The 11,895-nt window shown below is 36.1% G+C and carries 19 protein-coding genes; 2 read left to right on the top strand and 17 right to left on the bottom strand.

All coding sequences use genetic code 11. The features are described 5' to 3' along the window. The 3 genes from TRESU_RS11410 to TRESU_RS11400 are packed head-to-tail and all read right to left on the bottom strand — an operon-like array spanning position 1 to position 1,066. A complete protein-coding gene (locus tag TRESU_RS11410) occupies positions 1 to 387 on the bottom strand; it encodes a hypothetical protein (RefSeq protein WP_013702364.1) in 387 nt (128 codons plus the stop codon). A gap of 30 nt (positions 388 to 417) precedes the next feature. Next, positions 418 to 858 carry a hypothetical protein gene (locus TRESU_RS11405; RefSeq protein WP_013702363.1) on the bottom strand — a complete coding sequence of 147 codons (441 nt, stop codon included), beginning with the start codon at positions 856 to 858 and terminating at the stop codon, positions 418 to 420. Position 859: 1 nt separating this feature from the next. Next, entirely contained in the window at positions 860 to 1,066 is a 207-nt protein-coding gene (locus TRESU_RS11400; protein WP_013702362.1) for a hypothetical protein, read from the bottom strand. 152 nt (positions 1,067 to 1,218) lie between these two features. On the opposite strand from TRESU_RS11400, the gene TRESU_RS11395 reads away from it, so the two are divergent. After that, the gene (locus TRESU_RS11395) at positions 1,219 to 1,542 is read left to right on the top strand and encodes a helix-turn-helix domain-containing protein (RefSeq protein WP_013702361.1); all 324 of its coding nucleotides are present in this window, start codon (positions 1,219 to 1,221) and stop codon (positions 1,540 to 1,542) included. A 65-nt stretch (positions 1,543 to 1,607) separates the two neighbouring features. On the opposite strand, the gene TRESU_RS11390 is transcribed toward TRESU_RS11395, so the two are convergent. The 10 genes from TRESU_RS11390 to TRESU_RS11340 all read right to left on the bottom strand — a co-directional run bounded on the left by TRESU_RS11390 (position 1,608) and on the right by TRESU_RS11340 (position 8,916). Beyond that, positions 1,608 to 2,375, bottom strand: coding sequence for a DUF4469 domain-containing protein (locus tag TRESU_RS11390; protein WP_013702360.1), 768 nt, complete (start codon positions 2,373 to 2,375; stop codon positions 1,608 to 1,610). 262 nt (positions 2,376 to 2,637) lie between these two features. Beyond that, on the bottom strand, positions 2,638 to 3,345 hold the full coding sequence (locus tag TRESU_RS14385; protein WP_013702359.1) for an ImmA/IrrE family metallo-endopeptidase: 708 nt from the start codon (positions 3,343 to 3,345) through the stop codon (positions 2,638 to 2,640). Beyond that, positions 3,346 to 3,681, bottom strand: a complete 336-nt coding sequence (locus TRESU_RS11375) for a helix-turn-helix domain-containing protein (protein WP_013702358.1) — start codon at positions 3,679 to 3,681, stop codon at positions 3,346 to 3,348. 399 nt (positions 3,682 to 4,080) lie between these two features. Then, a complete protein-coding gene (locus TRESU_RS11370; protein WP_013702357.1) occupies positions 4,081 to 5,328 on the bottom strand; it encodes a hypothetical protein in 1,248 nt (415 codons plus the stop codon). 75 nt (positions 5,329 to 5,403) lie between these two features. Beyond that, positions 5,404 to 6,087, bottom strand: coding sequence for a hypothetical protein (locus TRESU_RS11365; protein WP_013702356.1), 684 nt, complete (start codon positions 6,085 to 6,087; stop codon positions 5,404 to 5,406). 41 nt (positions 6,088 to 6,128) lie between these two features. Then, a complete protein-coding gene (locus TRESU_RS11360) occupies positions 6,129 to 6,641 on the bottom strand; it encodes a hypothetical protein (protein WP_148228285.1) in 513 nt (170 codons plus the stop codon). A 99-nt stretch (positions 6,642 to 6,740) separates the two neighbouring features. Next, positions 6,741 to 7,418, bottom strand: a complete 678-nt coding sequence (locus TRESU_RS14380; RefSeq protein WP_013702354.1) for a RipA family octameric membrane protein — start codon at positions 7,416 to 7,418, stop codon at positions 6,741 to 6,743. 18 nt (positions 7,419 to 7,436) lie between these two features. Further along, positions 7,437 to 7,943, bottom strand: a complete 507-nt coding sequence (locus tag TRESU_RS11350; protein WP_013702353.1) for a hypothetical protein — start codon at positions 7,941 to 7,943, stop codon at positions 7,437 to 7,439. A gap of 54 nt (positions 7,944 to 7,997) precedes the next feature. Next, positions 7,998 to 8,348 (bottom strand): hypothetical protein, encoded by a 351-nt coding sequence (locus TRESU_RS11345; RefSeq protein ID WP_013702352.1) that lies wholly within the window; start codon positions 8,346 to 8,348, stop codon positions 7,998 to 8,000. Between the two features lie 82 nt (positions 8,349 to 8,430). Then, a complete protein-coding gene (locus tag TRESU_RS11340; protein ID WP_013702351.1) occupies positions 8,431 to 8,916 on the bottom strand; it encodes a hypothetical protein in 486 nt (161 codons plus the stop codon). Between the two features lie 147 nt (positions 8,917 to 9,063). On the opposite strand from TRESU_RS11340, the gene TRESU_RS14375 reads away from it, so the two are divergent. Next, complete coding sequence (locus tag TRESU_RS14375; RefSeq protein ID WP_013702350.1) at positions 9,064 to 9,393, top strand: helix-turn-helix domain-containing protein; 330 nt, start codon at positions 9,064 to 9,066, stop codon at positions 9,391 to 9,393. A gap of 52 nt (positions 9,394 to 9,445) precedes the next feature. On the opposite strand, the gene TRESU_RS11330 is transcribed toward TRESU_RS14375, so the two are convergent. The 4 genes from TRESU_RS11330 to TRESU_RS11315 are packed head-to-tail and all read right to left on the bottom strand — an operon-like array spanning position 9,446 to position 11,859. Then, positions 9,446 to 9,745 carry a type II toxin-antitoxin system YafQ family toxin gene (locus TRESU_RS11330; protein WP_013702349.1) on the bottom strand — a complete coding sequence of 100 codons (300 nt, stop codon included), beginning with the start codon at positions 9,743 to 9,745 and terminating at the stop codon, positions 9,446 to 9,448. Continuing rightward, the gene (locus TRESU_RS11325) at positions 9,742 to 10,014 is read right to left on the bottom strand and encodes a type II toxin-antitoxin system RelB/DinJ family antitoxin (protein WP_013702348.1); all 273 of its coding nucleotides are present in this window, start codon (positions 10,012 to 10,014) and stop codon (positions 9,742 to 9,744) included. The genes TRESU_RS11330 and TRESU_RS11325 overlap by 4 nt, the downstream gene beginning before the upstream one ends. 50 nt (positions 10,015 to 10,064) lie before the next feature. Then, positions 10,065 to 11,246 carry a 2-C-methyl-D-erythritol 2,4-cyclodiphosphate synthase gene (gene ispF / locus TRESU_RS11320; protein ID WP_013702347.1) on the bottom strand — a complete coding sequence of 394 codons (1,182 nt, stop codon included), beginning with the start codon at positions 11,244 to 11,246 and terminating at the stop codon, positions 10,065 to 10,067. Next, the gene (locus tag TRESU_RS11315) at positions 11,239 to 11,859 is read right to left on the bottom strand and encodes a CarD family transcriptional regulator (protein ID WP_013702346.1); all 621 of its coding nucleotides are present in this window, start codon (positions 11,857 to 11,859) and stop codon (positions 11,239 to 11,241) included. The genes ispF and TRESU_RS11315 overlap by 8 nt, the downstream gene beginning before the upstream one ends. Positions 11,860 to 11,895: the final 36 nt, after the last annotated feature.

The following is an 11,895-nucleotide window of genomic DNA, read 5'->3' as shown; positions in this document are numbered from 1 at the left end:
TTAATTCTCTCCTTTTGATTTTAATGAATTTTCTATTTCGGAAAGTTCAGAAAAGTTATTTCCCAAAACACTTTTTAACCATTCTAAAAATTGAGTTTGACTATCATCAAACCATTTGTCAAATACAAGAAAAGGTATGCCGTCTAGGACGATTTTATCTTTATAATACACGTCCTTGTCAGTTTTTGATTTTCTCTCAGTTTCTTTGTCTAGTTGTGGATACAGTACTTTTAGAACAGGAAGTGTTTTTCCTATTTCATCTTTCCATGAAATCTTAAACTTTTCTTCACAAAAATATGATTCTGAAAGCCAATGAATCTCTTTTATTTTTCCGTGTGCTTCTAATGCCTCAAGGCTTTTAAAAATAAAAGCTTTGTTGTCTGCCATAAATTTCTGCTCCTATTATTTTTTTGATATTTAGTTAAAAAGCATATCTATGTATTGTTGGCATAAACGGTCATATTCATATTGCGCAACATAAGGATCATCATAAGTTTTACCAGTTAATATATTTCTTTCACTATCTTTTGAGTCAATAATTGCTGAAACTTCTATTCCTTTTTTTGTATCGTATTTTGCTATAACATAGATAGTTCCAGATTGTTTTTGGCATACAGTAGTATTGACATAAATCAGTTCAGGGTGGTTCTCAGCTATTTTACGATAATCTTCAATGTAAAATTGAGCAAATTTATTTATTTCTTCATATGGCTGTTTAATTGTTGGAGAATAACAGAATCTTATGCAAGCAGTGGCTTTTCCGATATTGGCGAAATAAGTAGATCCAACATACCCTTCCGCATAAATATGCGAAAAAATACAAAACAAAATTGCTATAATAAGGCTTCTTTTTTTCATTTTAATTCTCTCCTTTTTTCTGTTCTTTTTTTATTATTTTATTAACAGTTTCTGCAAATCGATTGTATTCTTTATAAATCAGTTCTTTAATTTTTGGATTGTCTGATTTTCTGTAGTAGTCAAGAATTTTCTGCACGTTTTCAAGATTTTTTGTGTCGTCTTCATTGCTTAATTTTATAAGTGCGTTTGTAATTTCATTTGTTTCCATAAAAAAAACTCCTTTATTTCCATTCCTAAAGAATGATTTATAATTATTTTATTTCAAAAAGCAATATATTTCAATGCTTTTAGAATGATTTACGTTGATATTTATTCTTTTTGCTTATGTGATTTGTTGTGCTTGTAGGGCATACTATTTTTATGTCGTCGGTTGATATAAGAAAAATTTTTGGCGAGAACGTTAAATATTACAGAAAAAAGTCGGGAATGTCGCAGGAGCAGTTTGCGGAAAAACTTGAAATTTCACCAAACCATTTGAGCGTAATTGAAACGGGCGGAAAATTCGTAACTTATAAACTTCTTGAGCGCATTGTAGCGGCTTTTGATGTGATGCCTGCCGCGCTATTCTTTACTCCGGGAACGGCTTCTTTTGACGACACTCTTCAGAACAAAATCAACTCGATAATAAAGGAAGAACTTGAAACCGCAACTTTAGAAATTTCCAAGCGGCTTGCAAAGTTGTAGAATTTTTGCTGAAAAAAACAGCCCTTCTTATTCAGAAGAGCCGTTTTTTTTGTTTACTAAGCACCTTATGTGGAAACTGTTATAGTTTCAGAATGAATACCGGCGCGGACTGTTTTGTTTATGCGAGTTCCTGAACCGTAAGCTGTTCTTACAATGAGCCTATAAGTTCCAGATTTTGCTTCTACCGGAACATTGAAAAGTAGAACAGAACCTGTATTGTCTATCAGTTCATCGCTTTTGATTTGAATCCACTCAGAAATATTTTCCGAGTACTTTCCGTTTTCATTGCAAGAAGCAAGAAAAACTCCTGTTTCATCATTGTTTCCTGCTACTTTAAGCCGCTTGCCTTTTATACGCACAGTCTGACCGGATGTTATTTCTGTTCCTTTTTTGCGTGTGTGCATATCGAAAACTTCTGTTATTTCAGGAGCTGTTGTTGCTGTAACATCAGCTGCGACCGATACTCCTTTTACAGCTTCAAGAGCAAGTTCTGATGGAGTAAAAGCAACCTTCATCGATGGAACGTCATTTATGCCTGGGCTTGCTGTCTCCATTCCACCATCAGGCTTAATATAAAGAATTCCCATCTCAAGAAGATCAACTGCTTTTCCTGTTTGCAAAAGCTCAAGGATTCCATTTCTAAAAAGACCTGCCGTAAACAAAAGTGTTTCTCTGTCTAAAGTCTTGTTGTATTTTAGAATTGAATCAATCACGTTTCCTATATATGCAGTTTCTCGCTGGACTTTTGCATAAGAAATATCTTTTTCTGAGAGCGCAACAGGATGCATTGTTACGTTCACTTTGTCTGTTAATGAATTTTTTTTGTCATTCATTTTGCACCTTCCTTACCTCTTGCGGATATTGTTTAGTTTTTTTTATCGGATTTTTTCCAATTATGTATTGACCCCGGCGGCCGGTGCGTGATATTTTAATTCAACGAATTTTTTGTGCTTGAAGTTTTTCACGCACTTGTAGGCTGATGTTTTATTGGAGTAAAATGTCAGCTTTTTTGTTTCAAAACTCTTGCCGCACCGGATAAAGCGGAAGAGCATTTAGAAAGTGTTTTCATTGGTTTTGCCTCCTTGCTAATAATTTTTATACCCATGTTTCCCTTTGCTTTTCTAGCTCAAGGTCCTGTTCAAGACTGTATCCATATTTGAACTTTTGCGGAGCAATTGAGTCTATGAACTTTTTGTATTTTTCTACAATGATGTCATCATAATTGCATGAATCAGGATAACGGTTAAAATTATTCCAGTCGTAAGCCTTTCTAAGTAATTCGATTCTTTTCTTAGCAGCTTCTCTTGAAACTTCAAAATGTTTAATAAGAAATTCTTCTGTTATCTTGCATCCACGCTTAAAAAGCTCAACTATAATTGGCTCTGGCATTAAAAGTTCTGCCGCAAAGAAATTCGCTTCCACTTCGCAAATTCTATAAAGATCCAAAAATTTTGGGTCGTTTCTGTCCCTCATTCTTGAAAGACTGTCAATTGGATGACCAAGCATGTAATGTCCAAGTTCATGGGTGCATGAAAAAATCAGTCTTGCAGGCGGCATCATTTCATTGTAAAAAAGAATATACATTCCGCCTTTCTTTTTAAGCTCAGCATCATTAGAAAGAAAAGAGTCTTTTGCAGATATTCCTTTTTTTTCTATCCAGCCAAATGTACGCAGTTCAAAGTCTGTGTATTCCATAATTACAGGAATTAACATGAATGGAAATGCTTTGATTTCCTTTGAACTTACAAGAATTTCATCTGCTGTTTGAACAGCTTTTTTGAAATCAGGTTCTTCTATAATCATTTATTTTATTCCTCCAAAAATCTCTGCAAAAGCCGCATCCAGAATATTGTTCGCTTTTTCCAAGTCTGTAGGATTAAGTTTTGAAAGTTTGCGCTGGATTGAAGATATTTGTTCGGACTTCATATCAACTTCGTTTCCGAGCAGATAATCCGATGAAACGTTAAAAAGCGTACAAAGTTTTAGAAGCATATCCTGGCGCGGAATTGTTCCGTTTGTTTCCCACATGCTGATACGACTTTTGTTGATTCCTAGTTTTTCTGCAAGCTGTGTTGTTGTCAAATTATGTTTTTCCTTTTCAGCTTTCACTCTCTCAGCAAAAATTTTGTTTCCTTCCATAATGTGTGGCCTCCAAATGGAATTTCTCCTCCTGATATTATGTTCAATAAAATTGAACTTTATAAATATAGAGTAAGTCATAAATATGATTTTGTCAATAATAATTGAATTAAAATTCAATAAAATTTAACTATAGAGTGTAACCGATGAATTTTGGAGAGACTTTCTCTCCGTTACAAGGAGAGACCTTTAAACATTGCAAGGAGAGGGACTCTCTCCAGGCAAGGAGAACAACTTCTCCTTTGTTTTAGTATAGAAGAAACTTTAAGAAGCGAAGTACTCGGAAGGATTTAACGATATTTTCGGAACTAGAGCCTATTGCGTTTCTGAAAAAAAATCAACTTGAAGTTGCGGCTTTAGAAATTTCCAAGTGCCTTGCAAAGTTGTAGATGTGATTTTTTAATATCCAAATCCAAGCATGATTCCGGCTCCTGCTGAAAAACCGAGAATGTCGTTGAATGAAAGTTCGACTTTTGCAACAAGACTTGAAATGTTGAGAACGAGACCTAGCGAGAGTTTGTAGCTGAGAAAGAATGAGTCTGTAAAGTCATAAGTTTCTCCTGAATTTTCTATTTCTTCTTTTTTGTTTCCGTCGAATCCAACTCCTAAACCGCCGCCAACATAAGCTGCAAGGTTGCTGTAGAGCCTTGGTCCAAAGCATATTGAAAGCAACCATGACTGAAGCTTTTCTTCGTCTTTAAAGTTCCGCAGGTAGTCTATGCTGAATCCGCCAGTCATTCCGTTTATCAGGCTCAAAGCGTCAAATGAAAAACCTATTTTGTCCTGGCTGAATTCTTTTTCTTCCACATAGGGATAAGGAGCGGTCGCCGAAACTCCGAAAATCCAGGGAAACTCATTATTGTAATTTCCGTAGTTAAAGTCGCTAGAACTTGAGCCAGAATAATCGTTGTAAGATGAAGAAGTTGAAGTGGAGGCAGGAGACGGATTCCATTCAGTCATTTTTGGAGGAAGGGGAAGATTTTTAAGAAAGTCAGGATATTCAAGGCAGAAGTCTTTGTCGGGACGGCACTGAATTTCTTCTCCGTTGCTGACATAGCCGTAGACTACGTAGCCCAAATTGTCTGTCCAAGTCGGGTCAATCCAGAACCACACTCCGTCATTGCGCATTACCCAAAGCCAGGCGTGGTTTGTTGCCCGCGTTCCGTTCTGCGCCTTGTGTGCCTTTATATTTTTGTAGCTTGAATTTCCGTAAGTTCTAACAGGAATTCCATTTTGAAATTTTGTCGCGTTTGAAGTTGAAGTTGGAACTGAAAGCTCGATGACGTTTGGATTTGAATTATTTCCGGCAAGAAAAAATTGGCCTTTTCTCATTCCGTTTTTAATATAAAGACTTTCGTTGTCTTTTATGTCCCAATACGCAAATTCCGCATAGTCGAAGCATACGCCGTAGAACGTTATTGTGCGCGTTGTGTTCCCGGACATTTTCTTAAACCGCTCTGCCAGCAAATACGGTTTGTAGTAATCGAGAGGATCTTCGCTCCAAGTTCCACCCGCCTGTGTTGCCGAGTACTGCCCGATGCAAGCAGTCTGAACCGCCAAATCCTGAAGAATGTCCGTAAAGTCATCGGCATGAACAGCCGCAATAGAGAAGAATGTAAGGAAAAATATGCGCTGATAAAATTTCATGTGTGTTTAGTATACTGGGGTTTTAGCAGAAGGTATATTCATTGGTTTATAAAATAATCTCATCAATATTAGTAGTTATTTATAGCTATCTCGTGCAGTTTTAAACTCATCTGCCATTTTTTCTAGCTCTTCTATACCTTCTAGTTCACTGCCAGAATATGATTGTCCGTACTTTTTTAGTAAAAGTTTACTTTCTGCTATACAATTGCTTGTTGCTAAATATGCCATGTTTGCAGCATTATATTTATTGCCAACTGCATTAATTTTTCTTCCGTCATCCGTTGTTACATAATAACCCGGTTCGTTAAAGAAGTAAAATTCTATTCTGGCATTTCTTATAACAAGTTGGACTGTTTTTCCATTTTTTCTATATTTTACACGACAGGTCCAATACCAATTTTTATCATCGAATGTAACATAAGTTACTGCTATATAAGAAGGATATGAATTTTTTAAAAGTTCTGTTACAAAAAACTCCACTATATCTTTTTCTGTGAGATTTTCGTTTTCGGTACTTGCAATTGTTGCCACCTTATTCTCTTCATCAAACAGCCCCATTATATCATCAAAAGAAGGTGTGATGTCGCTATGTTTAGAATTGGTAGTATTAGTAATTCCTGTATTTTTCGTTGTAAGTGGTGTGGTTGTATCTTTGGGTGGAGGAACGCTTTCTTCTATAGAAGTTTCTTCAATAAATACATACAAACCAAAAATGCAAAGTATAAATAATAAAATTTTAATTTTTGTGCCCATTTTCATACAAAACCTCCATTCTTTTATGCTTTTGCATCGAATATGTTTTATTTATCTTTTTCAAAAGATGCTGAAATTTTTATTTTTCCAGATATATTTAAATTGTTCTTTTGTGAATTTTCTTTTATGGGAAAAACAATGGAAGAACAAAGTTTTTCATTCTTAAATATATTCAACTTGTTTCCGTTGCAGATTGCAATTTTCACATTGTCTTTTATAAGTTTTTCATAAAGGTTTTTATCTATATTGCTTTCTTCGCCAGAAAAACAAAGTATTGATAAAGCTTGCAAATCACTAAAATTGTTTTCTGAAAGAATATCCGCGGAAGAATATACAACCATTTTTGTTTTTTCAGGAACTGTTGCATCTTTTTTACAAAGCACGAAAAAACTGTTAATGTCTGTAGTTTCTATTTTTAAAACAGAATTATTGCAATAGTATATTTTTACAGAATCATTTGAATTGCTTGAATAAATGCAAAACCAGATGAAGCTACATAAAATAAGAGCAATTAATATTATAGAAATACAACAAAATTTTTTTTCTAAACTTGAATTCATAGTTTTAAAATCTCCCAGCTCAAAAAATCCGTATAAAATTGCAAGGCAAAATCCCATGAAAATAAACAGCAATAAAAAAGGATTGATTTTTTTCACTTGTCAGTTTCCCTCGTAAACTTTCTTGTCAAAATGAATTTCACCGTTGTTAGAAACGTTGCCTTTCATTTGAAAGATAAATCCTGCCACGCCGCAAGAAAACAGCACAATCAGCACAAGAAAAATCAGGAAGTGATTAAGCTTTAAATTCCTGCAGAATTCAGCAAGCTCGAATACAAACAGTCCGGCAGAAAAAAACGAAACAATGTAGCCAGCCGCAATGTTTATTTTTGAAACTGAAAAAGATTCTCCTGCGGAATAGATTTTGTGAAGCGGACCTGTAACATAATCTTCCAAAAGGTCGATGTGGTTTTCCCAGTTTTCCTGCCAGAATTTTGATGCGTAACTGGACAAAAGCCATGCAAGGCAAAAGAAAAATCCCAGGGCAGAAAGTGAGAGCAGTGGTATTGTTCCGTGCTTAAAGTTGCCAGTGCATTTGTCATAGTAGAATTCTTTCTGTACGTTGAAAAATGCGGCATAAATAGAAATAATGAACGCCCAAAAGTATCCAGCGCGTTTCCAGAAAAGCTCAATTTCAAACTTGCGGATTTCGGCAGCCTGCCTGTAGGCATTTTCTATTTTGCTGTCTTTTTCAGCTTGAGCAGGCTTTGCGTTTTTATCAAAATTTTTCAGATATTCATCTTTTGACAGATTGCGATTCCTATGCCATCTCATGCTCATAAACTTTCTTGTTCCTTGTTAGTTTTGTTTAAAACAATCTGCATATTCTTCTAGTTCTTCTATACCTTCTAGTGCAGTGCCAGAATATGCCTGCCCATGTTTTTTTAATAAAAGTTTGCTTTCTATTATGCAATTACATATTGTTGAATATGCCATGTTTGAAAAAGCATAGCTATTTATGTTAACTGAATCAATTCTTCTTCCGTCATCATCATACCAATACCAACCTGAGTTGCTGAAGAAGTCAAAGTCTATATAGGCATTCCTTATAACAAGTTGGACTTTTTTTGAGTTTTTTTCATATTTTACTCTACAGGTCCAATAGCAATTTCCATCAAATGTATCATAATTTACTAATGCATAAGGATATGTGCTTTTTACGAGTTCTGTTACAAAAAAACGCACTATATCTGCTTCTGTAAGATTTTTATTTTCAGTACTTGCAATTTCTACCCACTCATTATCCGCATAAATGTGTGAAAAAATGCAAAATAGAATTATTGCGATAAAACTTTTCTTCTTCATCTTAAATTTCTCCTTTTGTTTAGTTTTATTATGTTTCTTAATTTGAAATTCAATTTATTGTTTTCTTAGTGAAATCTTTGTAAATAATTTTGTTTCAGATAAAAAATTGGCTAATTCTTTTTCATTTAAGACTAGAAATTCTTCAAATTCACAATCTTGGGTCAATGAATGTAAAACATCTCTCAATTGCTCCTGTTGAGAATTTCTTGCTTTCACTGCTTTGAAAAAGAAAGACTTTTTGCCATTAGCATCTGTAAATCCGCAGAAAAAAGTTGGAATTATTTTTGTGAAAAAATTTTTTATTGGGCTGGGAAGTAATTTTACTATTGAAATTAATATAATTATCGCTGTGCTTATAGCAGTTATAGCCTCTGCGACATCTTTTGTAATTAATATTATGTTCATCACCGCTTTCCCCTTATAATTTTTTCATAAAAACAGCAGGAACATTGTGATGTGCGCAATATTCCTGCTGTAATGTTATAAATTAATTAAAAGTTGGAATTGTCTGCTGTACAATGTTTCCTGTAGCATCCATGAAGGCAAATGTTTGAGTTTGATACATCCATTTCAATGTTATAACATCACCAGCTTTCAAATCAGAAAGTTTTGTCAAACGCAGTTCAGTCTGTCTATATTGAACGATTGGTTTGTTGTTTGTGTCATAACCAGTTACAACAGGGCACTGGATTGTAAAGATGATAGGCTTTCCGTTCAGTTTTACATACAACGGATTTACATAAACAGATTTTCCGCCAACTCCCGGAAGAATGGAAGGTGTAAATGTCGCTCCTGTAGCTTCTCCGTTCACATGAGTTACATAAAGAACTCCGACATTTGGATCTTTTGTAAGATTCAAAGCTATGGTCTCTTCAGTTTCAAGACCATACTGTTTTACTTCAGCTGTTGTAACACAACTTGCCATCAAAAATAGTGTAGCAACCGCAACCAAACCTAAAAATGATTTCTTCATTTTTTTCTCCTTTTATCGTGATGATAAACTCCCACGATACATTTAATATGAATGTAATAATACATCTAAATACAGTTATCGTCAACAAAATATGCAGAAATACACATTCTATTTAGATGTACATAGTTTTAAAAACATTGCCATAGTATGTGTATGCAGACTTTGCGGCAACAGTTCATTCAGAATCTCAAATTTTTCAGGAAACAAAAGGGAATGCGCCAGCTTGACCTTGCGCTCGAAATCGGAAAAAGCTCGAACTACATAAACAGTATTGAAAACGGCAAGTATTTTCCTTCCCCGGAAACAATCGAAAGCATCGCGCGTTCACTTGGAATTGAGCCTGTCCGCCTTTTTGTAAAATGTGAAGAATCAGAAAAAGAAAAAATCGCCGAAAATGTCATAAGTATAGAAGAAACTCTAAGAAGCGAAGTACTCGAAAGCATTCAAAAAGCATTTTCAAAGATAAAGAACGCTTGATTTTTATTTGTAATGAATGTGATATTATATAGAAGAAAAATAAATGCGGTTTTTACATTCCGAACAAATCCGCATGGCTGCCGGTGTCAACAAGCTCAAGAATCAGAATGTCGTTGAAAATCCTGTAAATCAAAAGCAAATCCAGCAGAATATGGCACTCGCGGCTGCCTTTAAGATTTCCTGCAAGCTCGTGGTCGCGGAATCGTTCGGGAAGTTTTTCGCCTTTTGCAAGAAGTTCAACTGCGGATTTCAGCTTTTCTGAATCTTTCACGCTGCGCTTTTTTACAAGTTTCGCATGTTTCTTGAACCGCTTTGTTGCTCTGGTTTTATATTTGTAGAAATTTTCGCTCATAAACCGATTTCATCCCAAAGTTCCTGCGGAGCCTCGTAAGTTTTCGCATTCGGGTCGTTCATAAGCTGGTCGGCTTCCTCAGATGCAAGCTCAATCTCGCTCTTTCGCCTCGTCCGCTGCGGCTTGAACGGCAATCCATTTTCCCTCACAGACTGCCGCAAAAACATATTGATTGCGCTCGAAAGCGAAAGCCCCAAATCATTGTAAAGCTCCGTCGCCTGTTCCTTGAGATTTTTGTCAACTCTAATATTCATTGCTACTGTGTTCATGTTTACAATATATGCTAAAAAGTTGCATTTGTAAAGAAAATGCTTGGAAATTATTCAGTTTTTTCTAATAGACATACGCAATATGCCTTTATTGCGTTGCCTTCTCCAACAGCGTCTTGCTTTTCGTTTGTCTTTGCTTTTACAAAAATTTTTTCTGATGTAGTTTCAAGAATGCATGAGATTGAACTGATTATTTTTTCGCGCCAGGGAAGCAACTTTGGTTTTTCTGTTTCTACTACGCAGTCAAGATTTCCTAAAGTCCAGCCTGCTGATTTTATGTCCGCCCAGATTTTTTTTAGAAGCTCTGCGGAATCAGCGTTTTTCCATTTCGGATTTTCGCTTGGAAAGTACGAGCCTATGTCTCCCATGCCGGAAGCTCCTAAAAGAGAGTCGCTGATTGCATGAAGCAGAACGTCTCCGTCTGAATGCCCAAGCTCGCCTTTTTCCGATGGGATTTCGACTCCGCCTAAAATAAATTTTCTGCCTTCAACAAGCCTGTGCAAGTCTGTTCCAATTCCTATGCGGACCATTTTTGTTTCCTTGGAAATATCCTGAATAAAGGTTATCTTCTTGTTTTTTTCGCTGCCTTCAACAATGTGGACTTTTTTTCCGCCTGTAAAATTTGGAAAAGCGTCCCACACTTCTGTGTCGTCCGTGAACTCAAGTTTTTTTTGAAAAGCAGCCTTGTGGCATTTAATCAGCGGTTCAAGTAAAAATCCCTGCGGAGTTTGCACGGCTCCCAAATTTTTTCTTACAAGATGACGGCTGATTGTTCTGTCCGTCGCAATTTCTTTTTGTGTGTCAACAGGCTGAATTGCCGGAACTGCCGCACCAAATTCTTGCGTTTTAGAAATTACATCCTGAATTATTTTTTTTGAAACGAACGGACGCGCGCCGTCATGGATTAGGACAATTGAATTTTTGTTTTTGATTTTGCAAAGCGCTTTGAAAACTGACTCTTGTCTTGTAGCTCCGCCTTCCGTAAAAGTCAGCGTTGTGTTCTTTAAAAGGCTTGTTATCTCTGTGTCGGCAAGCAGTGCGGCTTTTGCTTCCTTCTCACCGTTTTTAGGAATGGAAACTATGACTTCTGAAAAATCCGAAGCTTCAATAAATGCACGGACTGATTCAGAAAGCACAGTTCCCTTTTTTAATGGAAGGTATTCTTTTTTTTTGCCAAGTCCCATCCGGCTGGAAGAGCCTGCGGCGGCTATGACAAGAACTTTATTAATCATCATCCTCGCTGTCAAACTCTTCGGAGTCTTTTTCGTTAGATGAAGTTTCTTCCTCAAACTCATCTTCGTCTTCATCATCGTCAGCAAAGGCTTGTTTCTTTTCAATCTTTAAACCGAGCGGCTCAAGTTTTTCATGTAACATGGCTTCAACTTCCTTGTTGGAAATTCCAAAGGCTTCTGCAATTTCGTCCTCAAGAAGTTTTTTTGCATTGTCGTAAAGCTTGCGCTCAAGAATTGGAAGTTCCTTTACCTTTGAGCGGTGGTAAAGACAGCGCACGATTGCCGCAATGTCGCCGATTGTTCCTTTTTTGAGCAGGTCAAGGTTCATCTGATAGCGGAGTTTCCAGTCGGAAGTAGGAGGCTCAAAGTCATCGCTGATTGAATTCAGTGCTGTCTGCGCTTCATCTTTTGAAACGATTGCGCGGATTCCTAGGTCTTTTGATCTTGAAACAGGAACCATTACATTCATGTCGGAAACTTCAAGATAAATTTTGTAGTAGTATGTAGGCTCATTGTTGAAGTCTTTTTTGAAAATCTCTGTGATTTTTCCAACGCCCTGGCTTGGGTAAACAACTTTTTGGTTTACAGAAAATTCTGTCTTTGGTTTTGCCATAATGAGATTATTATAACACAGTTTCTTTAAAAATTC

The organism is Treponema succinifaciens DSM 2489, from assembly GCF_000195275.1.
In the GTDB taxonomy this organism is placed as follows: domain Bacteria; phylum Spirochaetota; class Spirochaetia; order Treponematales; family Treponemataceae; genus Treponema_D; species Treponema_D succinifaciens.
Note: the sequence above shows the minus strand (reverse complement) of the source record. Positions and strands in the feature narration are given on the sequence as shown.